Below are 23,975 nucleotides of genomic sequence, written 5' to 3'. Positions count from 1 at the left end.
GGAGGTTAATTGTGGAGAAAATCATTAAAGAAAAAATTTCTTCCTTACTTAGTCAAGAAGAGGAAGTCCTCAGTGTTGAACAACTGGGGGGAATGACCAATCAAAACTATTTGGCCAAAACAACAAATAAGCAATACATTGTTAAATTCTTTGGTAAAGGGACAGAAAAACTGATTAATCGTCAAGATGAAAAGTACAATCTTGAACTACTAAAAGATTTAGATTTAGATGTAAAAAATTACCTTTTTGATATTGAAGCTGGTATCAAAGTAAATGAGTATATCGAATCTGCGATTACGCTTGATTCAACGTCAATCAAGACCAAATTTGATAAAATTGCTCCAATTTTACAAACCATTCATGCTTCTGGCAAGGAATTAAGAGGAGAATTTGCTCCTTTTGAAGAAATCAAAAAATACGAATCCTTGATTGAAGAGAAAATCCCTTATGCTAACTATGAAGTAGTTAGAGAAGAAGTCTTCTCCTTAGAGAAAAGACTGGCTGACTTAGGTGTTGACAGAAAATCTTGTCATATCGATTTGGTGCCTGAAAACTTTATCGAATCACCTCAAGGACGACTTTATCTAATTGATTGGGAATATTCATCAATGAACGATCCAATGTGGGATTTGGCTGCCCTCTTTTTAGAGTCCGAATTCACTCCTCAAGAGGAAGAAGCCTTCTTATCTCACTATGAGAGTGAGCAAACACCTGTCTCTCGTGAAAAGATTGCCATTTATAAAATTTTACAAGATACTATTTGGAGTCTATGGACAGTCTATAAGGAAGAGCAAGGTGCAGATTTTGGTGACTATGGTGTGAATCGTTATCAAAGAGCTGTTAAAGGTTTGTCCTATTATGGAGGTTTAGATGAAAAATAAAAATGGAGTTTCTTTTGGCCTACTCTCAGGTGTTTTCTGGGGATTAGGTCTAACGATTAGTGCTTATATCTTTTCGATTTTTACAGATTTGTCGCCCTTTGTGGTGGCTGCTGCTCACGATTTCTTGAGTATCTTTATCTTACTAGCTTTTCTTTTAGTAAAAGAAGGAAAAGTGCGTCTCTCAATTTTCTTAAATATTCGCAATGTGAGTGTGATCATCGGAGCCTTGCTAGCTGGTCCTATCGGTATGCAGGCCAATCTTTATGCGGTTAAGTATATCGGAAGTTCCTTAGCTTCATCGGTATCCGCTATCTATCCTGCTATTTCAGTTTTATTGGCTTTCTTCTTTTTGAAACACAAGATTTCAAAAAATACTGTCTTTGGGATTGTCTTGATTATTGGAGGGATTATTGCTCAAACCTATAAGGTTGAACAGGTTAATTCCTTCTACATTGGGATTCTCTGTGCTTTGGTTTGTGCTATTGCATGGGGAAGTGAGAGTGTTCTTAGCTCGTTTGCCATGGAAAGTGAACTGAGTGAAATCGAAGCCCTCTTAATCCGTCAAGTGACTTCATTCTTGTCCTATCTTGTGATTGTGCTCTTCTCTCATCAGTCATTTGCAGAAGTGGCCAATGGACAATTGCTAGGTCTTATGATTGTCTTTGCAGCCTTTGATATGATTTCCTACTTGGCTTATTATATCGCTATCAATCGCTTGCAACCAGCCAAGGCAACAGGATTGAACGTAAGCTATGTAGTTTGGACTGTCTTGTTCGCAGTTGTTTTCTTGGGTGCACCGCTAGATATGCTGACAATTATTACTTCACTTGTCGTCATTGCTGGAGTTTATATTATTATTAAAGAATAAAGGAGATTCGTGTGAAAGCCATTATCTTAGCAGCGGGATTGGGAACTCGCTTGCGTCCTATGACTGAAAATACCCCTAAAGCCTTGGTTCAGGTTAATCAAAAACCCCTGATTGAGTACCAAATTGAGTTTCTAAAAGAAAAAGGAATTAACGACATCATCATCATCGTTGGTTATCTTAAAGAACAATTCGATTACTTAAAAGAAAAATACGGTGTTCGCCTCGTTTTCAATGATAAATACGCTGACTACAATAACTTTTACTCTCTCTATCTTGTAAAAGAAGAATTGGCCAACAGCTATGTTATTGATGCAGATAACTATCTCTTTAAAAATATGTTCCGCAATGATTTGACTCGCTCGACTTATTTTAGTGTTTATCGTGAAGATTGTACTAATGAATGGTTCTTGGTCTATGGAGATGACTACAAGGTTCAAGACATTATTGTTGATAGCAAGGCAGGTCGCATCCTTAGTGGTGTATCCTTCTGGGATGCTCCAACTGCAAAAAAGATTGTCAGCTTTATCGACAAGGCTTATGCAAGTGGTGAATTTGTTGACCTCTATTGGGATAATATGGTTAAGGATAATATCAAAGAACTAGATGTCTATGTTGAAGAATTAGAAGGCAACAGCATCTATGAAATTGACAGTGTCCAAGACTATCATAAATTAGAAGAAATTCTTAAAAACGAAAATTNAAGATTCCAACATCTGGCTGAAATAGTCGGATGTTTTTTGATTTTTTTACGAATAAATAGATGAGTAGAAAAAGAAATGGAGATATTTATGAAAATCACAAACTATGAAATCTATAAGTTAAAAAAATCAGGTTTGACCAATCAACAGATTTTGAATGTCCTAGAATACGGTGAAAATGTTGATCAAGAACTGTTGTTAGGTGATATTGCAGATATATCAGGTTGCCGAAATCCAGCTGTTTTTATGGAACGTTATTTTCAGATAGACGATGCGTATCTGGAGAAGGAGTTTCAAAAATTTCCATCTTTCTCTATTTTAGATGACTGTTACCCTTGGGATTTGAGTGAAATATATGATGCGCCTGTACTTTTATTTTACAAGGGAAATCTTGACCTCTTGAAATTTCCTAAGGTAGCAGTCGTGGGCAGTCGTGCTTGTAGCAAACAGGGAGCTAAGTCAGTTGAAAAAGTCATTCAGGGCTTGGAAAATGAACTGGTTATCGTCAGTGGACTGGCCAAAGGCATTGACACAGCAGCTCATATGGCAGCCCTGCAGAATGGTGGAAAAACCATCGCAGTGATTGGAACAGGATTGGATGTGTTTTATCCTAAAGCCAATAAACGCTTGCAAGACTACATCGGCAATGACCATCTGGTTCTCAGTGAGTATGGACCAGGTGAACAACCTCTGAAATTTCATTTTCCTGCCCGTAATCGCATTATTGCTGGACTTTGCCGTGGTGTGATTGTAGCAGAGGCTAAGATGCGCTCAGGTAGTCTCATTACCTGTGAGAGGGCAATGGAAGAAGGACGCGATGTTTTTGCTATACCTGGTAGCATTTTAGATGGACTATCAGACGGTTGCCATCATTTGATTCAAGAAGGTGCAAAATTGGTTACAAGTGGGCAGGATGTTCTTGCGGAATTTGAATTTTAATACTCTTCGAAAATCTCTTCAAACCACGTCAGCATCACCTTGCCGTACTCAAGTACAGCCTGCGGCTAGCTTCCTAGTTTGCTCTTTGATTTTCATTGAGTATAAGAAGAAAGTCCGCTTACTAGACAAACTTTTCTTCTATTATAGTAGCTAAGTCTTGACAGTTATGGCAAAATGGTTTACACTTTATAAAGTTTATTACTTTGAAAAGGTGTGATACTGTGGCTACGGCAACAAAAAAGAAAAAATCAACAGTTAAAAAAAATCTAGTAATCGTGGAGTCGCCTGCTAAGGCCAAGACGATTGAAAAATATCTCGGCAGAAACTACAAGGTTTTAGCCAGCGTCGGCCATATCCGTGATTTGAAGAAATCTAGTATGTCCGTCGATATTGAAAATAATTATGAACCGCAATATATCAATATCCGAGGAAAAGGTCCTCTTATCAATGACTTGAAAAAAGAAGCTAAAAAAGCTAATAAAGTCTTTCTGGCGAGTGACCCGGACCGTGAAGGAGAAGCGATTTCTTGGCATTTGGCTCATATTCTCAACTTGGATGAAAATGATGCCAACCGTGTGGTCTTCAATGAAATCACCAAGGATGCAGTCAAAAATGCTTTTAAAGAACCGCGCAAGATTGATATGGACTTGGTAGATGCCCAACAAGCTCGTCGTGTTTTGGACCGCTTGGTAGGCTATTCGATTTCGCCCATTTTGTGGAAGAAGGTCAAGAAGGGCTTGTCAGCAGGGCGCGTACAGTCTATTGCCCTTAAACTCATCATTGACCGTGAGAATGAAATTAATGCCTTCCAACCAGAAGAATATTGGACAATTGATGGTATCTTTAAAAAGGGAACCAAGCAATTTCAGGCTTCCTTCTATGGTGTCGATGGTAAAAAGCTGAAACTGACTAGTAATGATGAGGTCAAGGAAGTCTTGTCTCGTCTGACTGGTAAAGATTTTTCAGTGGATCAGGTGGATAAGAAAGAGCGCAAACGCAATGCTCCATTACCCTATACCACTTCATCTATGCAGATGGATGCGGCTAATAAAATCAATTTCCGTACTCGAAAGACCATGATGGTTGCCCAACAGCTCTATGAAGGGATTAATATTGGGTCTGGGGTGCAAGGTTTGATTACCTATATGCGTACCGATTCGACTCGTATCAGTCCAGTGGCACAGAACGAAGCAGCAAGTTTCATTACAGACCGTTTTGGTAGCAAGTATTCTAAACATGGTAGCAAGGTCAAAAATGCTTCCGGAGCTCAGGATGCCCACGAGGCGATTCGCCCGTCTAGCGTCTTTAATACACCTGAAAGTATTGCTAAGTATCTGGACAAGGATCAGCTCAAGCTTTATACCCTTATCTGGAATCGTTTTGTAGCGAGTCAGATGGCAGCCGCTGTCTTTGATACCATGGCTGTTAAATTGTCTCAAAATGGGGTCCAATTTGCTGCCAATGGTAGTCAGGTTAAGTTTGATGGTTATCTTGCCATTTATAATGATTCTGACAAGAATAAGATGTTACCAGATATGGCTGTTGGTGATGTGGTCAAACAGGTCAATAGCAAGCCAGAGCAACATTTCACACAACCACCTGCTCGCTATTCTGAAGCGACACTGATCAAGACCTTGGAGGAAAATGGGGTTGGCCGTCCGTCAACCTACGCACCAACCATTGAAACCATTCAGAAACGTTATTATGTTCGCCTTGCAGCCAAACGTTTTGAACCAACAGAGTTGGGAGAAATTGTTAACAAGCTCATCGTTGAATATTTCCCAGATATCGTAAACGTGACCTTCACAGCTGAAATGGAAGGCAAGCTGGATGATGTCGAAGTCGGAAAAGAGCAGTGGCAACGTGTCATTGATGCCTTTTACAAACCTTTCTCTAAAGAGGTTGCCAAGGCTGAAGAAGAAATGGAGAAAATCCAGATTAAGGATGAACCAGCTGGATTTGACTGTGAAGTGTGTGGCAGTCCAATGGTCATTAAACTTGGTCGTTTTGGTAAGTTCTACGCTTGTAGCAATTTCCCAGATTGCCGTCATACCCAAGCAATCGTGAAAGAGATTGGTGTTGAGTGTCCAAGTTGTCATCAGGGACAAATTATTGAGCGTAAAACCAAACGCAATCGCCTCTTCTATGGTTGCAATCGCTATCCAGAATGTGAATTTACCTCTTGGGACAAGCCTGTTGGTCGTGACTGTCCAAAATGTGGCAACTTCCTCATGGAGAAAAAAGTCCGTGGAGGTGGTAAGCAGGTTGTATGTAGCAAAGGCGACTACGAGGAAGAAAAGATTAAATAAGAGGAGAGTCCTGAAAGTAAATTTCAGGCTCTTTTTGGTTAGAACTTGACAAAATTCACCATTGTATGCGAAACTAGAAGAAGATTATTTTATACTCAATGAAAATCAAAGAGCAAACTAGGAAACTAGCCGCACGCTGTACTTGGGTACGTCAAGGCGACGTTGACGCGGTTTGAAGAGATTTTCGAAGAGTATTAACTAGGAGAAGTTATGCGTCTTATCTATCTAATTATTGGTTTTTTATCGCTGGCCTTGGCTATTGTTGGGGTTGTTTTACCCTTGTTGCCGACAACGCCTTTTCTTTTACTGTCTATTGCTTGTTTTTCTAAATCTTCTAAACGATTTGAAAATTGGTTATATCACACAAAGTTATACCAAACCTATGTAGCTGATTTTCGAGAGACTAAGTCTATTGCGCGTGAACGAAAGAAAAAAATTATCGTATCTATCTACATCTTGATGGGAATTTCTATTTATTTTGCCCCTCTTTTACCAGTCAAAATCGGACTGGGAGCCTTGACCATCTTTATCACTTATTATCTCTTCAAGGTCATTCCAGACAAAGAATAGTTAAAATAGTAGTTATTTGCCTTGATAAAATTGAAAGCATATTCACAACAATATGATATAATAAATTTAAAGTAATCTTCAAGGAGAATCAAATGATTTACGAATTTTGTGCTGAAAATGTGACCTTGCTTGAAAAAGCGATGCAGGCTGGAGCTCGTCGAATCGAACTCTGTGACAATCTAGCAGTTGGTGGGACAACTCCCAGCTATGGAGTGACCAAGGCAGCGGTTGAATTGGCAGCTAACTACGATACAACCATCATGACCATGATTCGTCCACGTGGTGGTGACTTTGTCTATAATGAACTAGAAATTGCTATTATGCTCGAAGATATTCGATTGACTGCTCAGGCTGGAAGTCAAGGAGTTGTATTTGGGGTTTTAACTGTTGATAAGAAGTTGGATAAGCCTAATCTGGAGAAGTTGATAGCTGCGTCAAAAGGAATGGAAATTGTCTTCCACATGGCCTTTGATGAATTGAGCGATGAAGATCAACTGGAAGCTATTGACTGGTTCAGCCAAGTTGGTGTCACTCGTATCTTAACTCGTGCTGGAGTATCTGGTGACTCGCTAGACAAGCGTTTTGTTCACTATCACAGAATTTTGGAGCACGCTAAAGGTAAAATTGAAATTCTACCAGGTGGGGGGATTGACTTGGACAACCGTCAAATCTTTATCGACNAACTGGGAGTGACACAACTACATGGTACTAAGGTTGTCTTTTAAAAAATAGAAAGGAACTGCTAGCTTTGGGTAGCAGTTTTCACTTATGTTTGAAATTTTTAAATCCTATCAATTGAATCAAGAAAAGGCTCATGATTATGGTTTTGTAGAAAATAGTGGAGTCTGGACCTATAGTTGCCAGATTTTGCAAGGTGACTTTGTCATGACTGTATCCATCACTGCTGATAATGTGAGTTTTCAAATCTTTGACCTGGAAACGGGCGACCTCTATCCTCAAGTTCATATGGAAAGTATGAGAGGAAGTTTTGTCGGAAATGTCCGTGAGGCTTGTTTGGAGATTCTTTACCAGATTCGGAAGGCTTGTTTTGAGGTACAGGATTTTATCTGTCCTCAGACTAAGCGTATCATGGTTCAGGTTCAGGAAAAGTATGGAAATCAGTTGGAGTATTTGTGGGAGAAATCGCCTGATACGGCAGTGTTACGTCATGAAGGCAATCAAAAGTGGTATGCCGTTTTGATGAAAATCTCTTGGGATAAGCTGGAAAAAGGAAGAGAGGGACAAATGGAAGCAGTCAATCTCAAACATGACCAAGTAGCTGACTTACTTTCAAAAAAGGGCATTTATCCAGCCTTTCATATGAACAAACGCTACTGGATTAGTGTGACTTTTGATGATACCTTGTCAGATTCAGCAGTACTAGAATTGATAGAAAAAAGTTGGAATTTAACTTCTAAAAAATGAAACATTTAAAGATTTTTCAAGAACTTTCAATTAGCAAAATATTCTCTACTGAAGAAATTTTCAGAANATATTGGATTTTTTCTTGACAAGTACTTTTGCCTATGCTAAAATACTAAACAAGATATCAAACGAAGGAGAAAGTCAAACATGAAAACAGCTAAGTTTAATCAATTCGCTTTGTTGTTGAGGTACTCGGGCTAGTGCAAAAAGCATTAGTCCTGTTTGGCTTACCAAGCGGGAGTGAATCAACATCTCGCTTGGATTTCTAAGCGAGATGTTTTTTTAAAACCACATTTGGAAAAGGGGAAATCTTATGAGAACAGTTGAATTTCTAGATACCAGCCTTCGGGATGGAGAACAGACACCGGGTGTTAACTTTTCAATCAAAGAAAAAATTGCCATAGCAAGACAGCTGGAGAAATGGGGTATTTCAGCCATCGAAGCTGGTTTTCCAGCGGCGAGTCCTGATTCATTTACAGCAGTTCAGGAGATTGCTAAGGCCTTGAAGAAAACAGCGGTGACTGGTTTGGCACGCTCTGTCAAGTCTGATATTGATGCTTGTTACGAGGCCCTCAAGGATGCCAAATATCCACAGGTTCACGTCTTTATCGCTACCAGTCCGATTCATCGTAAGTATAAACTCAATAAGAGCAAGGAAGAAATTTTGGAAGCAATCAGTGAGCATGTTTCCTATGCCCGTTCTAAGTTTGAAGTGGTCGAATTCTCTCCTGAAGATGCTACCAGAACAGAGTTGGATTTCCTCTTGCAAGTTGTTCAAACAGCGGTTGATGCAGGTGCGTCTTATATCAATATCCCTGATACGGTAGGATTTACCACACCAGAGGAATACGGTGCTATCTTCAAACACTTGATTGAGAATGTTAAGACAGATCGTCAGATCATCTATTCGCCTCACTGTCATGATGACCTTGGAATGGCAGTGGCAAATAGCCTTGCTGCTGTCAAGAATGGGGCAGGACGTGTTGAAGGAACTATCAACGGTATTGGTGAGAGAGCTGGGAATGCAGCCCTAGAAGAAATTGCAGTAGCCCTTAACATTCGCCAAGATTACTACCAAGCAGAAACCAGTATTGTCCTAAATGAAACCATCAATACGTCAGAAATGGTTTCTCGCTTCTCAGGTATCCCAGTTCCTAAAAACAAGGCCGTTGTTGGTGGCAATGCCTTCTCTCACGAATCTGGTATTCATCAAGACGGAGTCCTTAAAAATCCTCTTACTTATGAAATCATCACTCCTGAATTGGTCGGTGTCAAGAGTAATAGCCTTCCGCTTGGAAAATTATCTGGACGTCATGCTTTTGTTGAGAAACTGAGAGAATTGGCCCTAGATTTTACAGAAGAGGATATCAAACCACTCTTCGCTAAGTTCAAGGCATTGGCCGACAAGAAACAAGAAATCACAGATGCAGATATTCGTGCTCTGGTAGCTGGAACCATGGTTGAAAATCCAGAAGGCTTCCACTTTGATGATTTACAACTTCAAACTCATGCAGATAATGACATTGAAGCACTCGTTAGCCTAGCCAATATGGATGGTGAGAAAGTTGATTTCAATGCGTCAGGGCAAGGTTCTGTTGAAGCAATCTTTAACGCTATCGATAAGTTCTTTAACCAATCCGTCCGCTTGGTGTCCTATACTATTGACGCTGTGACAGATGGAATTGATGCCCAAGCTCGGGTTTTGGTCACTGTTGAAAACAGAGATACAGAAACCATCTTTAATGCAGCAGGGCTTGATTTCGATGTACTGAAAGCATCTGCTATTGCCTACATCAATGCCAATACCTTTGTTCAAAAAGAGAATGCTGGTGAGATGGGACGTAGCGTTTCCTATCGCGACATGCCTAGTGTGTAAAGGAGAAGGCTATGACAAAAAAAATAGTAGCTCTAGCAGGGGACGGAATTGGCCCAGAAATCATGGAGGCTGGTTTAGAGGTTCTGGAAGCTCTAGCTGAAAAAACAGGTTTTGACTATGAGATTGATAGACGACCTTTTGGAGGTGCAGGTATCGATGCTGCAGGGCATCCCTTACCTGATGAAACCCTCAAGGTATGTCGTGAAGCAGATGCCATTCTCCTAGCAGCTATCGGTAGTCCCCAGTATGATAGTGCAACGGTTCGGCCTGAACAAGGCTTGCTAGCTCTCCGTAAGAAACTCAATCTTTACGCTAATATTCGCCCTGTAAAAATCTTTGACAGTCTTACGCATTTGTCACCACTCAAACCGGAACGAATTGCTGGGGTGGACTTTGTCGTTGTGCGGGAGTTGACTGGCGGGATTTACTTTGGGGATCATATTCTTGAAGAAAGAAAAGCGCGTGATATCAACGACTATAGCTACGAGGAAGTGGAGCGGATTGTTCGCAAAGCTTTTGAAATTGCAAGAAATCGCAGAAAAATCGTTACCAGCATCGATAAGCAAAATGTGTTAGCAACTTCAAAACTCTGGCGGAAAGTAGCTGAGAAGGTCTCACAGGATTTCCCAGATGTGACCTTGGAACACCAGCTAGTCGACTCAGCTGCCATGCTCATGATTACTAACCCTGCTAAGTTTGATGTCATCGTGACAGAGAATCTTTTCGGAGATATTCTATCTGATGAATCAAGCGTTCTATCTGGCACGCTTGGGGTCATGCCATCAGCCAGTCATTCTGAAAATGGACCAAGTCTCTATGAACCTATTCACGGTTCAGCACCTGATATTGCTGGTCAAGGAATTGCCAATCCTATCTCAATGATTTTATCAGTGGCCATGATGTTGAGAGATAGTTTTGGACGTTATGAGGATGCAGTGCGTATCGAGCGTGCTGTTGAGGCAAGTTTGGCAGCTGGAATTTTAACGAGAGATATAGGAGGACAGGCTTCGACCAAGGAAATGACGGAAGCTATTATTGCAAGGTTATGAAGTTAGACGAAAAAATTACTCTAGTCCTTTTGATTTGGAATGTCATTGTTTTCTTGATTTATGGTATTGACAAATCCAAGGCGAGGAGAAGAGCTTGGCGCATTCCTGAGAAAATCTTACTTATTTTAGCCTTTACTTGTGGTGGTTTTGGTGCCTGGCTAGCAGGAATCATCTTTCACCACAAGACTCGAAAATGGTATTTTAAAACAGTTTGGTTTCTTGGGATGGTGACTACACTAGTAGCCTTATATGTTATTTGGAGGTAATGGATGGCAGGAAAATCGATTTTTGATAAATTATGGGACCGCCATGTCATCACAGGTGAAGAGGGGCAGCCCCAACTCATGTATGTGGACCAGCACTATATTCACGAAGTGACCAGTCCACAGGCTTTTCAAGGATTGCGAGACGCAGGTCGCAGATTGAGACGACCAGATTTGACATTTGGAACCTTTGACCACAATGTCCCGACGGTCAATATCTACGATATTCGAGATGTGATTTCTAAAGCACAAATTGATAAGCTAGCTGAAAATGTTGAGGAGTTTGGGGTTGAACATGCGGCCCACGGTTCTGAAAAGCAGGGGATTGTTCATATGGTTGGTCCAGAAACTGGACGGACCCAACCAGGAAAATTCATTGTCTGTGGAGACAGTCATACAGCAACCCATGGAGCTTTCGGAGCTATCGCTTTTGGGATTGGGACCAGTGAGGTCGAACATGTCTTTGCGACACAGACCCTCTGGCAGGTCAAACCCAAGAAAATGCTGGTGGAATTCACTGGTGTTCGTCAAAAAGGAGTTTATTCTAAGGATTACATTCTCGCCTTGATTGCCAAGTACGGCGTTGCTTGCGGCGTTGGCTATGTGGTGGAATATCGGGGACAAGCGATTGATGCACTGAGCATGGAAGAGCGAATGACCATCTGCAATATGTCCATCGAGTTTGGATCCAAGATGGGAATCATGAATCCGGATCAAACTACCTATGATTATCTCAAGGGACGAGAATGTGTTCCAGAGAACTTTGAAGAGGCTGTGGCGGATTGGAAAACCCTTGTCAGTGATGAGGATGCTGTTTACGATAAGGTTATCCAGATGGATGTCTCAGACTTGGCTCCAATGGTGACCTGGGGCACCAATCCTGCTATGGGGGTTGACTTTGACAGTAGCTTCCCAGAAATTAAGGATATGAATGATGAGCGCGCCTACAATTACATGGACTTGGAACCAGGTCAAAAGCCGGCAGATATTGAACTGGGCTATATCTTTATCGGATCTTGTACCAATGCTCGTCTCAGCGATTTACAACTAGCTGCGCGATTTGTTAAAGGAAAGAAAATTGCTCCCAATCTAACAGCAATTGTAGTTCCAGGCTCTCGTCCTGTCAAACGAGCTGCTGAGAAGTTGGGTTTGGACAAGGTCTTTCTAGATGCTGGCTTTGAGTGGAGAGACCCAGGTTGCTCTATGTGCCTAGGGATGAATCCTGACAAGGTACCTGATGGTGTCCACTGTGCCTCAACCAGCAATCGAAACTTTGAAGATAGACAAGGCTTTGGTGCTAAGACTCATCTCTGTAGTCCAGCTATGGCAGCTGCGGCAGCTATTGCAGGGCGTTTCGTAGATGTTCGGCAAATGCCAGAAGCCCAGTAAGGAGAGGATATGGAGAAATTTACAGTTTATACGGGAACGACCGTTCCTCTCATGAATGATAACATCGACACCGACCAAATCCTACCCAAGCAGTTTCTCAAGCTGATTGATAAAAAAGGCTTTGGTAAGTACCTCATGTATGCTTGGCGTTATTTGGATGACAAGTATACTGAGGATCCAGACTTTGTCTTTAACCGACCTGAATACCGTAAAGCAACTATACTCATCTCAGGGGATAACTTTGGGGCAGGTTCTTCGAGGGAACACGCAGCTTGGGCCCTAGCTGACTATGGTTTTAAAGTCGTGATTGCGGGGTCTTTTGGTGATATTCATTACAATAATGAACTCAATAATGGCATGTTGCCCATTGTTCAGCCCAGAGAGGTTCGAGAGAAACTAGCTCAGCTACAACCAAGTGACCAGGTAACTGTGGACTTGGAACAACAAAAAATCATCTCACCAGTTGGAGAATTCACTTTTGAAATCGATAGCGAATGGAAACACAAGCTCTTAAATGGTTTGGATGATATCGGTATTACTTTGCAGTATGAAGACTTGATTGCTGCTTATGAAAAACAACGACCAGACTACTGGCAGGATTAGAAGAAAAATAGAAAAGGAAATAGAACTATGACAAAACACATTCAATGGAACGGAACACTTTCACAAGAAGGCTATGACATTTTAAAAGGTGAGGGCGGATGTATCGTTTGTCCTACAAAAGTTGGTTACATCATCATGACTAGTGACAAGGCTGGTCTTGAACGCAAGTTCGCAGCCAAAGAACGTAACCGTAATAAACCAGGTGTTGTACTTTGTGGTAGCATGGACGAGCTTCGCGCTTTAGCACAACTTAATCCAGAAATTGAAGCCTTTTACCAAAAACATTGGGATGAAGACATTCTCCTTGGTTGTATCCTTCCTTGGAAACCAGAAGCATTTGAAAAACTTAAAGCGTATGGTGATAGCCGTGAAGAACTTATGACTGATGTGCGTGGTACTAGCTGTTTTGTTATCAAATTCGGGAAAGCTGGTGAACAATTAGCTGCCAAACTTTGGGAAGAAGGCAAGATGGTCTATGCCTCATCTGCAAACCCATCTGGAAAAGGAAACCGTGGTAAGGTAGAAGGAATCGGAGAACGCATCGAAGGAGCAGTTGACCTTGTTATCGAGGCAGACGACTATGTGGCATCAATCCAGCCTGACAAAACGATTGAAACACGCTACGAGCAAGGTGTGATGGTATCTATGGTAGATAAAGACGGCAAACTAATTCCTGAACAAGGAGGAGCACGTTCAACTTCACCAGCTCCAGTTGTGATCCGTAAAGGGCTTGACATTGATAAGATTATGATGCACCTGTCAGATACCTTTAACTCATGGGACTACCGTCAGGGTGAGTATTATTAAGATAAAAAAGAAGTCTAGTGTTATGAGGGAATACCCCACTCTACACTAGGCTTTTCTTTAGAAATTCTTTTCTTTTTTTATAGATATGATATGCTATAAGAGTAGTTGGTACTAATAGAATACGTACTCCTTAAACAATAAAAATGAAGGTGATGTAAAGATGAATTATAGTAATGTGAGCTTAGATAATTTTTGTGAATGGTTAATCAAGGAAAGAAAGAATTTTGAAAATAAATTAAAAGATGATTGTACGAATAGTCAAGAATTATTAAAGAAATTTTTAAATGATTGGCCTATGGAGAGCTTGAAAAACATATCGTTAGATAATTATATAAAGTTGTGTAAAGATATTAACACGGGAGGAAAATATTCAAATTTGTACATGAGTATTGGTGGTGGTACTTCGGCAAAAAAATTTTTGATTTCACAAAATAAGGATAAAAATGACTATAAAATAAAAAATGGTAAATACGAAGACACAATTGAAGAAGAGGCTGCAACTATTTATTTTAATGAATTGAGAGAGGATTTAGTTGATATCCTTCAAAAAGGAATTAATCTTGAATTTGATAAAATTAAAAGCACAAATCGATTTTTTTCTTGTTCGGCAATGATTATTAAACTTTTGAGTATATATTCAAATTCGAATGAAGGGATTCATGGGAAACGTAGCTATTTTAGTTTTAATAATGGAAATAAATATAAAAACATTTTTAATCAATTATTACCGAAGAAGGATGATGTATATGCTCAAAATCATGAAATTACTAAATATATTGATGAAAAGGTGCCAAATTTAGATCAAGTTATTTTATCTTATTCTATTTATAGATATGTCGAGGCGATGAATAATAACAATAATAACGATAATAATGATATTAATAAACAAGAAAGAGAAAAAAATCAAATGTCATATAGTGATATTCTAAAAAAATCTAAAAATCTCATCCTTCGTGGTGCACCTGGTACAGGAAAAACACACCTTGCTATTGATATTGCAAACGAATTAACAGATGGCAACAAAGATCAAATCGGCTTTGTACAGTTTCACCCATCTTATGACTATACGGATTTTGTAGAGGGATTGAGACCAGTATCTAATGGAGATGGTACCATTGAGTTTAAGCTAGTAGATGGAATCTTTAAGAAATTTTGTCAGAAAGCTAGAGACGTTAAGAAAACCGGAGGAAAAGATAAATTCGTCTTCATCATCGATGAAATCAACCGTGGTGAGATTTCTAAGATTTTTGGAGAACTCTTTTTCTCAATTGATAAAGGCTATCGTGGTGAAAAGGGAAGTGTATCTACCCAATATGCTAATTTACATGAAACTGATGAGAAATTTTATATCCCTGACAATGTCTATATTATCGGAACCATGAATGATATTGATCGCTCAGTGGACACCTTTGATTTTGCAATGCGTCGTCGCTTCCGTTTTGTAGAAATAACAGCTGAAAGTCAGTTAGGAATGCTAGATAAAGAACTCAAAGACAATGCAGAAGAAGCAAAACTTCGTCTTAGAAACTTAAATGCTGCTATCGAAAATGTTCAGGAGTTAAACAGTCATTATCATATCGGACCAAGTTATTTTCTTAACTTGAATGATGTAGATTTTGACTATGAATTACTCTGGTCTGATTATCTCAAACCACTTTTGGAAGATTATGTACGTGGTTATTATGAAGAAGCTGAAACTCTAGAAACATTGAAAAAAGCATTCGATCTGACAAAGAATGAGCAAAAAGATCAGGCAGTAGCTGATGACAATGAAGGCGATGAAAACGATGATGCGAATCACTGATAATCAACACAAGATTGTTAAAGAAGAATTTGTTGAAGAATATCCTAAACTAAGCAATCTTCTTTTAGACAGAACCTTGGAAAGTCTATCCCAAGATGAACGTGTTTTCATTTTTCCAAATGATTTGAAGAATTCTCCTGACTTAGAAAAGGACCAAAAAATCTTTGAAACGGTCAATCAGGAAATTAAGACAGGAAATGTAATTGGTTTTCTGGGCTATGGTCAGGAAAGATTAACGATATCTTCTCGCTTTTCTGATAAGAGCAATGATCATTTTTTGCATTATCTTTTACAAAAGGTTCTTCATATCAATCTTACTAGTTTAGATGTAGCTTTGTCGCGTGAAGATAAGCTATATCAACTTTTGATCTATCTCTTCCCCAAGTATCTTCAAGCTGCTATTCGAAAAGGTCTTTATAAGGAATACCAGAGATTTTCTCATAATGACAGTCATGTTAAGGGAGTGATTGATGTAAGAAATCATCTCAAGAAAAATCTTCCTTTCACGGGAAATATTGCCTACACAACGAGAGAGTTCACCTATGATAATCCCCTCATGCAGTTGGTCCGTCACACTATTGAATACATTAAGAACCAGAAAAGCATTGGTCAAGGGGTACTAGATAATCTCTCAACTAGTCGTGAAAACGTAGCTGAAATCGTGCGTGTAACGCCCTCTTATAAACTAGCTGATCGTGCTAAGATTATTAGGGTAAATCAATCTAAACCGATACGTCATGCATACTTTCACGAGTACAGAAAGTTACAAGAACTTTGTCTGATGATCCTAAACCAAGAAAAGCACGGTTTAGGATATCAAGATCAAAAAATTCATGGTATTCTTTTTGATGTTGCCTGGCTTTGGGAAGAGTATGTCCATACCTTGTTGCCAAAAGAGTTCATCCATCCACGAAATAAAGATAAGACGGACGGAATTTCAGTATTTTCTAGTCAAGAAAGAAAAGTATATCCAGATTTTTATCAAGAAGAGCTTAAAATAGTATTAGATGCTAAGTATAAAAAACTGGAATTGACTGAAAAAGGAATCAACCGTGAGGATTTATTCCAGCTGATTTCCTATTCTTATATTTTGAAAGCTGAGAAGGCTGGTCTTGTTTTTCCGAGCAAGGACAAGGTTGTTGATAATGAGATAGGAAAGCTAGCAGGTTATGGAGCTTTGTTGAAGAAATGGTCTATCCAAATTCCTCAGGAGTCTTCATCTTATAGTGAATTTTGTGAAATGCTGGAAAACTCCGAAGAAATATTTAAAAGGAATATTGCTAACGAAGTGGGGAGAAAATAATCTCTCCTCTTTCTTTTATTATTTACACAATAAAAACCGAACAATATATTTTAATTTGTGAAATTATTTGACAGAAACTGTACTTTAGTTTATAATAAATTAAGGAAACGTCGGAAAAGGCGTAGTGATGCGAGAGCATAGGTAGGTCATTACAAAAGAAACGAGACATCGATATGTTAAATGAATTTCCAATTTTTGATTACGAAGATATTCAATTGATTCCAAATAAATGTGTCATTAAAAGCCGTGCAGAAGCAGATACAAGTGTCACGCTAGGAAATCACACCTTTAAACTACCTGTTGTGCCAGCTAATATGCAGACGATTTTGGATGAAAATGTAGCAGAGCAACTGGCTAAAGGGGGCTACTTCTACATTATGCACCGTTTTGATGAAGCAGGACGCATTCCTTTTATTAAACGAATGCACGATCAAGGGCTCATTGCTTCTATCTCTGTCGGTGTTAAGGACTATGAGTATGATTTCGTTAGCCAACTCAAGGCTGATGCTCCAGAATACATCACGATTGATATTGCTCATGGTCATGCAGATAGCGTGATTTCTATGATTCAACACATCAAGAAAGAATTACCTGAAACTTTTGTCATTGCTGGAAATGTGGGAACACCAGAAGCTGTACGTGAATTGGAAAATGCTGGTGCGGATGCGACTAAGGTTGGAATCGGTCCTGGTAAGGTTTGTATCACCAAGGTCAAGACTGGTTTTGGTACAGGTGGTTGGCAGTTGGCTGCTCTACGCTGGTGTGCTAAGGCTGCTCGTAAACCGATTATCGCTGATGGAGGAATTCGTACTCACGGCGATATTGCCAAGTCTATCCGTTTCGGTGCCAGCATGGTCATGATTGGTTCCCTCTTTGCAGGACACATCGAAAGTCCAGGGAAAACGATTGAAGTCGATGGTGAACAGTTCAAAGAATATTACGGTTCAGCCTCGCAATATCAAAAAGGTGCTTACAAAAATGTGGAGGGCAAACGTATCTTGCTTCCTGCCAAAGGTCATCTGCAAGACACTTTAACTGAGATGGAACAAGACCTTCAAAGTGCTATTTCCTATGCAGGTGGACGTCAGGTTGCTGACCTTAAACACGTTGATTATGTGATCGTGAAAAACTCTATCTGGAATGGGGATGCTTCCCACTAAGACGGGCTATCTCACTAGAAAAAAACTTGTTATTAAAGCAAATTTCTGTTATAATAAAACAAGTTTCCACCCTTAGTGTAATGGATATCACGTAAGATTCCGGTTCTTGAGATGGGGGTTCGATTCCCTCAGGGTGGATGTAAACATCCTAAAAAAGCCTTTAATAGGGCTTTTTTCTTTACACAGCCCTAAATTGGCCCTTAAAACTGAAAATCTCTTTTTAAAGAATGCCCAAATGCTCTCCAGTCCCGTTTTAAAGTGACTCAGGGGGCTTTTTTTGATATAATAAAAAGGACTGTTATCAGTTAGAAAGAGGTTGGTATGAAAGAATTACAAACTGTACTAAAGAACCATTTTGCAATCGAATTTGCAGACAAAAATTTACTGGAAACTGCCTTTACTCATACGAGTTATGCCAATGAGCACCGCCTCTTAAAAATTTCACACAATGAACGCTTGGAATTTTTAGGAGACGCTGTTCTACAGTTATTGATTTCAGAATATCTGTATAAAAAATATCCTAAAAAGCCTGAGGGTGACTTGTCTAAACTCCGTGCCATGATTGTCCGCGAGGAGAGTTTAGCTGGTTTTGCGCGTGATTGTCAGTTTGATCAGTTTATCAAGCTGGGTAAGGGGGAAGAAAAATCTGGTGGTCGCAATCGTGATACCATTCTTGGTGATGCCTTTGAGGCCTTTCTTGGTGCCCTCCTTTTGGACAAGGATGTGGCCAAAGTCAAGGAATTTATCTATCAAGTCATGATTCCTAAGGTTGAAGCAGGCGAATTTGAGATGATTACAGACTACAAAACCCATCTCCAAGAGTTACTTCAGGTCAATGGCGATGTGGCTATTCGTTATCAGGTGATTTCTGAAACGGGTCCTGCCCACGATAAGGTCTTTGATGTAGAAGTTCTTGTCGAAGGTAAGAGCATTGGTCAAGGTCAAGGTCGTTCTAAGAAATTAGCAGAGCAGGAAGCTGCCAAAAATGCCGTTGAGAAAGGGCTGGATTCATGTATTTAAAGGAAATCGAAATTCAGGGATTCAAGTCTTTTGCTGATAAGACTAAGGTCGTCTTTGACCAAGGTGTGACGGCAGTTGTTGGGCCCAATGGATCTGGAAAGTCGAATATTACAGAAAGTCTTCGTTGGGCCTTGGGGGAGTCTAGTGTCAAGAGTCTCCGTGGTGGCAAGATGCCGGATGTCATCTTTGCTGGAACTGAAAGTCGCAAACCGCTCAATTATGCTTCTGTAGTTGTGACTTTGGATAATCATGACGGATTTATCAAGGATGCAGGCCAAGAAATCAGGGTAGAACGCCATATCTATCGTAGCGGAGATAGCGAATACAAGATTGACGGTAAGAAAGTCCGTCTGCGTGATATTCATGATCTTTTCTTGGATACAGGTTTGGGACGAGATTCCTTCTCTATCATTTCCCAAGGGAAGGTTGAGGAGATTTTCAACTCCAAGCCTGAAGAACGCAGAGCTATTTTTGAAGAAGCTGCTGGAGTTTTGAAATACAAGACTCGTAGAAAAGAGACAGAGAGCAAACTGCAGCAAACTCAGGATAATCTGGATCGTCTTGAAGACATTATCTACGAGTTGGATAATCAAATCAAGCCTCTTGAGAAGCAAGCTGAGAATGCCCGTAAGTTTTTAGACTTGGAAGGTCAACGTAAGGCCATTTACTTGGATGTTCTTGTTGCTCAAATCAAGGAAAATAAGGCAGAACTAGAGTCGACAGAAGAAGAGTTGGCTCAGGTTCAGGAACTCTTGACAAGCTACTACCAAAAGCGTGAACAATTAGAAGAGGAAAATCAAACTCTTAAAAAGCAACGCCAAGATTTACAGGCTGAAATGGCCAAAGACCAAGGCAGTTTGATGGATTTGACCAGTCTGATTAGTGATTTAGAGAGAAAATTAGCCCTATCGAAATTAGAATCTGAGCAAGTAGCCCTGAATCAACAGGAAGCACAAGCTCGTTTGGCTGCTTTGGAAGATAAGAGAAATTCACTCAGCAAAGAAAAATCTGATAAGGAAAGCTCTTTAGCTCTCTTAGAAGAAAATCTAGTCCAAAATAATCAAAAACTTAATCGTTTAGAAGCTGAATTGCTGGCTTTTTCAGATGATCCTGATCAGATGATTGAGCTATTACGTGAACGTTTTGTGGCGCTTTTACAAGAAGAAGCGGATGTCTCAAACCAGTTGACCCGTATCGAAAACGAGTTGGAAAATAGCCGTCAGCTTACTCAAAAACAAGCAGATCAACTAGAAAAGCTGAAAGAACAGCTGGCATCAGCTAAAGAGAAGGCTAGTCAGCAAGAGGCTGAGCTTGAAACTGCCAAGGAGCAGGTTCAAAAATTATTGACCGACTATCAAGCTATTGCCAAGGAGCAAGAGGAGCAGAAATCTTCCTATCAAGCTCAACAAAGTCAACTATTTGACCGTCTGGATAATCTCAAAAACAAGCAGGCTAGAGCCCAGAGTTTGGAAAATATCCTGAGAAATCATAGTAACTTTTATGCAGGTGTTAAGAGTGTTCTCCAAGAAAAAGATCGCATTGGTGGGATTATTGGGGCAGTCAGTGAGCATCTGACCTTTGATGTACATTATCAAACTGCCCTAGAGATTGCCTTAGGGGCAAGTAGCCAGCATATTATTGTGGAAGATGAGAACGCGGCGACTAAGGCTATTGATTTCCTCAAACGCAACAGAGCCGGTCGTGCAACCTTTCTTCCTTTGACAACGATCAAGGCGCGTATGATTTCTAGTCAGAATCAAGATGCTATTGCTGCAAGCCCAGGTTTCCTTGGGATGGCAGATGAGTTGGTGAAATTCGACACTAGACTGGAAGCTATTTTTAAGAATTTGCTAGCTACGACGGCTATTTTTGATACCGTGGAACATGCGCGTGCAGCAGCTCGTCACGTTCGTTATCAGGTTCGTATGGTAACATTGGACGGAACAGAATTGCGCACAGGTGGTTCCTATGCAGGTGGTGCTAATCGCCAGAATAACAGTATTTTCATCAAGCCAGAGCTGGAGCAATTGCAAAAAGAAATTGCTAAAGAAGAAGCAAGCTTGCGTACAGATGAAGCGAGTTTGAAGAACTTGCAAGATGAGATGGCTAGATTGACAGAAAGATTAGAAGCAATCAAATCTCAGGGTGAGCAGGCTCGTATTCAGGAGCAGGGCTTGTCCCTCGCTTATCAGCAGACCAGTCAGCAAGTTGATGAACTGGAAACTCTTTGGAAACTCCAAGAAGAGGAATTAAATCGTCTTTCTGAGGGAGATTGGCAAGCGGATAAGGAAAAATGCCAAGAGCGCCTTACTACTATCGCCAGCGACAAGCAAAATCTGGAAGCTGAGATTGAAGAGATTAAGTCTAACAAAAACGCCATCCAAGAACGCTATCAAAACTTGCAGGAAGAGGTAGCGCAAGCTCGCTTGATTAAGACAGAACTGCAAGGGCAAAAACGTTATGAAATAGCTGATATTGAGCGTTTAGGCAAGGAATTGGACAACCTGAATATCGAACAAGAGGAAATCCAGCGCCTTCTTCAAGAAAAGGTTGACAATCTTGAGAAAGTTGATACGGATTTGCTCAGTCAGCAGGCTGAAGAAGCCAAAACTCAGAAAACAAATCTCCAACAAGGTTTGATTCGCAAGCAGTTTGAGTTGGATGATATGGAAGGTCAGCTGGATGATATTGCCAGTCATTTGGATCAGGCTCGCCAGCAGAATGAAGAGTGGATTCGCAAGCAAACTCGTGCTGAAGCCAAGAAAGAAAAGGTTAGCGAGCGCTTGCGCCATCTACAAAGTCAATTAACAGACCAGTATCAGATTAGCTATACTGAAGCTCTAGAAAAGGCGCATGAGTTGGAAAATCTCAATCTGGCAGAGCAAGAGGTGCAGGACTTAGAGAAGGCTATTCGTTCACTGGGTCCGGTCAACTTGGAAGCTATTGACCAGTACGAAGAAGTTCACAATCGTCTGGATTTCCTAAATAGCCAGCGAGATGATATTTTGTCAGCGAAAAACCTGCTCCTAGAAACCATCACAGAGATGAATGATGAGGTCAAGGAACGCTTTAAATTAACCTTTGAGGCCATTCGTGAGTCCTTTAAAGTGACTTTCAAGCAGATGTTTGGTGGAGGTCAAGCAGACTTGATTTTGACTGAGGGCGACCTTTTAACAGCTGGGGTTGAGATTTCTGTCCAACCGCCAGGTAAGAAAATTCAGTCTCTTAACCTCATGAGTGGTGGTGAAAAAGCCTTATCAGCTCTTGCTTTGCTCTTCTCTATTATTCGAGTTAAGACTATCCCGTTTGTTATCTTGGATGAGGTAGAGGCTGCACTGGATGAAGCCAATGTTAAACGCTTTGGCGATTACCTCAACCGCTTTGATAAGGACAGCCAGTTTATCGTCGTAACTCACCGTAAGGGAACCATGGCAGCAGCCGATTCCATATATGGAGTGACCATGCAGGAATCAGGTGTTTCGAAGATTGTTTCAGTTAAGTTAAAAGATATGGAAGAAACAGTAGACTAGTTACCAAACGATAGCATCTCTTAGGAGGTGCTATTTTTTTAAACTAACATTTTGAAAAGTTTTTTAAGGTCAGTTCAGGGGCAAAAAACGACATTTGGGATTTCCTTTTAGCGAAAAGGCTTTCTCTATGATATAATAGTTTCATGATTACAACAGTACCTATAAAAAATGAAAAAGACATCGCAGTACCTGATAAAACAGTTCTTGTATTAGGCTATTTTGACGGTATTCATAAAGGGCATCAGAAACTTTTTGAAGTAGCTAACAAGGCTTCTATGAAAGATTATCTTCCAGTTGTCGTGATGACCTTTACAGAGTCTCCGAAGCTCGCCTTACAGCCTTACAAGCCAGAATTAATGCTTCATATTGTCAGCCATGAAGAACGAGAACATAAGATGAAATGGCATGGAGTAGAGGCTCTTTTCCTACTTGACTTTAGTAGTAAATTTGCTAGTTTAACGGGTCAAGAGTTCTTTGATACCTATGTTAGAGCATTAAAACCAGCGATTATTGTAGCGGGATTTGATTACACGTTTGGTTCTGATAAGAAAACTGCGGATGATTTGAAGGACTATTTTGATGGAGAAATCATCATTGTTCCTCCTGTTGAGGATGAAAAGGGGAAAATTAGTTCTACTCGTATTCGTCAAGCTATTCTTGATGGGGATGTCAGGGAAGCTGGTCATTTGCTTGGAACTCCTCTACCGTCACGTGGAATGGTTGTTCATGGTAATGCTCGTGGACGGACTATCGGTTATCCAACAGCAAACCTAGTTTTAAGAGATCGAACCTATATGCCAGCAGATGGTGTTTACGTAGTCGATGTCGAAGTGCAACGTAAAAGATATCGTGGAATGGCGAGTGTCGGGAAAAATGTTACTTTTGATGGAGAAGAGCCACGTTTTGAAGTCAATATTTTTGATTTTTCAGACGACATTTACGGTGAAACAGTTATTGTTTACTGGCTAGACCGTGTCCGAGAAATGGTCAAATTTGACTCCGTTGAAGAACTGGTAGACCAACTCCAGAAGGATGAAGAAATTGCTCGGAATTGGAAGGATGCTGAGTAGGAAATCGGAGTTTTATATAAAATTACCCATACTTTAGATTCTTATTTCTAAATAGAAAAAGTAGCCCTTTTGAACTGCACCCCAAAAGTTAGACAGAAAAAATCTAACTTTTGGGGTGTTTTTATTATGAAATTAACTTATGATGATAAAGTTCAGATCTATAAACTTAGAAAACAAGGATATAGCATAGAGAAGCTTTCAAATAAATTTGGGATAAACAATTCTAATCTTAGGTACATGATTAAATTGATTGATCGTTACGAAAACAAGGATATAGCATAGAGAAGCTTTCAAATAAATTTGGGATAAACAATTCTAATCTTAGGTACATGATTAAATTGATTGATCGTTACGGAATGGAGTTCGTCAAAAAAGGAAAGAATTGTTACTATTCACCTGAACTAAAACAAG

The 23,975-nt window shown here is 40.1% G+C and carries 20 protein-coding genes, 1 tRNA gene and 1 pseudogene; all 22 read left to right on the top strand.

Translation table 11 applies throughout. The annotated features are described in order from the left end of the window. Positions 1–11: 11 nt before the first annotated feature. Entirely contained in the window at positions 12–881 is an 870-nt protein-coding gene (gene licA, locus D8837_RS07405; protein ID WP_125456642.1) for a choline kinase LicA, read from the top strand. Continuing rightward, on the top strand, positions 871–1,749 hold the full coding sequence (locus tag D8837_RS07400; protein ID WP_000791850.1) for a DMT family transporter: 879 nt from the start codon (positions 871–873) through the stop codon (positions 1,747–1,749). The genes licA and D8837_RS07400 overlap by 11 nt, the downstream gene beginning before the upstream one ends. A gap of 11 nt (positions 1,750–1,760) precedes the next feature. Beyond that, positions 1,761–2,513 carry a sugar phosphate nucleotidyltransferase gene (locus D8837_RS07395; RefSeq protein WP_125456641.1) on the top strand — a complete coding sequence of 251 codons (753 nt, stop codon included), beginning with the start codon at positions 1,761–1,763 and terminating at the stop codon, positions 2,511–2,513. 24 nt (positions 2,514–2,537) lie between these two features. Further along, positions 2,538–3,386, top strand: coding sequence for a DNA-processing protein DprA (dprA, locus tag D8837_RS07390; RefSeq protein ID WP_125456640.1), 849 nt, complete (start codon positions 2,538–2,540; stop codon positions 3,384–3,386). Between the two features lie 221 nt (positions 3,387–3,607). Continuing rightward, the gene (gene topA / locus D8837_RS07385; RefSeq protein WP_125456639.1) at positions 3,608–5,695 is read left to right on the top strand and encodes a type I DNA topoisomerase; all 2,088 of its coding nucleotides are present in this window, start codon (positions 3,608–3,610) and stop codon (positions 5,693–5,695) included. A 210-nt stretch (positions 5,696–5,905) separates the two neighbouring features. Next, the gene (locus tag D8837_RS07375; protein ID WP_001237211.1) at positions 5,906–6,265 is read left to right on the top strand and encodes a YbaN family protein; all 360 of its coding nucleotides are present in this window, start codon (positions 5,906–5,908) and stop codon (positions 6,263–6,265) included. Between the two features lie 92 nt (positions 6,266–6,357). After that, positions 6,358–6,990: a copper homeostasis protein CutC gene (locus D8837_RS07370; protein WP_125456638.1), complete on the top strand. Its 633-nt coding sequence runs from the start codon at positions 6,358–6,360 to the stop codon at positions 6,988–6,990. Positions 6,991–7,033: 43 nt separating this feature from the next. After that, positions 7,034–7,690, top strand: a complete 657-nt coding sequence (locus D8837_RS07365) for an MmcQ/YjbR family DNA-binding protein (RefSeq protein WP_125456637.1) — start codon at positions 7,034–7,036, stop codon at positions 7,688–7,690. A 313-nt stretch (positions 7,691–8,003) separates the two neighbouring features. Then, positions 8,004–9,566, top strand: coding sequence for a 2-isopropylmalate synthase (locus D8837_RS07360; protein ID WP_125456636.1), 1,563 nt, complete (start codon positions 8,004–8,006; stop codon positions 9,564–9,566). A gap of 11 nt (positions 9,567–9,577) precedes the next feature. Next, a complete protein-coding gene (leuB, locus tag D8837_RS07355) occupies positions 9,578–10,615 on the top strand; it encodes a 3-isopropylmalate dehydrogenase (protein ID WP_125456635.1) in 1,038 nt (345 codons plus the stop codon). Then, entirely contained in the window at positions 10,612–10,881 is a 270-nt protein-coding gene (locus D8837_RS07350) for a DUF1294 domain-containing protein (RefSeq protein WP_125456634.1), read from the top strand. Before leuB ends, D8837_RS07350 begins: the two co-directional genes overlap by 4 nt. A 3-nt stretch (positions 10,882–10,884) precedes the next feature. Further along, on the top strand, positions 10,885–12,267 hold the full coding sequence (leuC, locus tag D8837_RS07345; RefSeq protein WP_049510537.1) for a 3-isopropylmalate dehydratase large subunit: 1,383 nt from the start codon (positions 10,885–10,887) through the stop codon (positions 12,265–12,267). Between the two features lie 9 nt (positions 12,268–12,276). Next, complete coding sequence (gene leuD / locus D8837_RS07340; RefSeq protein ID WP_049510536.1) at positions 12,277–12,870, top strand: 3-isopropylmalate dehydratase small subunit; 594 nt, start codon at positions 12,277–12,279, stop codon at positions 12,868–12,870. A 27-nt stretch (positions 12,871–12,897) separates the two neighbouring features. Further along, on the top strand, positions 12,898–13,677 hold the full coding sequence (locus D8837_RS07335) for an L-threonylcarbamoyladenylate synthase (RefSeq protein WP_125456633.1): 780 nt from the start codon (positions 12,898–12,900) through the stop codon (positions 13,675–13,677). Positions 13,678–13,837: 160 nt separating this feature from the next. Then, on the top strand, positions 13,838–15,481 hold the full coding sequence (locus D8837_RS07330) for an McrB family protein (RefSeq protein WP_125456632.1): 1,644 nt from the start codon (positions 13,838–13,840) through the stop codon (positions 15,479–15,481). Next, on the top strand, positions 15,465–16,784 hold the full coding sequence (locus D8837_RS07325) for an McrC family protein (RefSeq protein WP_185755690.1): 1,320 nt from the start codon (positions 15,465–15,467) through the stop codon (positions 16,782–16,784). Before D8837_RS07330 ends, D8837_RS07325 begins: the two co-directional genes overlap by 17 nt. Before the next feature lie 173 nt (positions 16,785–16,957). After that, entirely contained in the window at positions 16,958–17,944 is a 987-nt protein-coding gene (locus D8837_RS07320) for a GMP reductase (RefSeq protein ID WP_042751268.1), read from the top strand. A gap of 66 nt (positions 17,945–18,010) precedes the next feature. After that, positions 18,011–18,082 (top strand) — tRNA-Arg (locus D8837_RS07315). A 183-nt stretch (positions 18,083–18,265) separates the two neighbouring features. Next, complete coding sequence (gene rnc, locus D8837_RS07310) at positions 18,266–18,964, top strand: ribonuclease III (RefSeq protein WP_000661487.1); 699 nt, start codon at positions 18,266–18,268, stop codon at positions 18,962–18,964. Next, the gene (gene smc, locus D8837_RS07305; RefSeq protein WP_125456630.1) at positions 18,955–22,494 is read left to right on the top strand and encodes a chromosome segregation protein SMC; all 3,540 of its coding nucleotides are present in this window, start codon (positions 18,955–18,957) and stop codon (positions 22,492–22,494) included. Before rnc ends, smc begins: the two co-directional genes overlap by 10 nt. Positions 22,495–22,637: 143 nt before the next feature. Next, on the top strand, positions 22,638–23,564 hold the full coding sequence (locus tag D8837_RS07300; RefSeq protein WP_125456629.1) for a bifunctional riboflavin kinase/FAD synthetase: 927 nt from the start codon (positions 22,638–22,640) through the stop codon (positions 23,562–23,564). A gap of 126 nt (positions 23,565–23,690) precedes the next feature. After that, positions 23,691–23,975 (top strand): annotated as a pseudogene (locus D8837_RS09615) (hypothetical protein); the annotation flags it as partial.

The organism is Streptococcus mitis, from assembly GCF_003942965.1.
Taxonomy (GTDB): Bacteria; Bacillota; Bacilli; order Lactobacillales; family Streptococcaceae; genus Streptococcus; species Streptococcus mitis_BH.
Note: the sequence above shows the minus strand (reverse complement) of the source record. Positions and strands in the feature narration are given on the sequence as shown.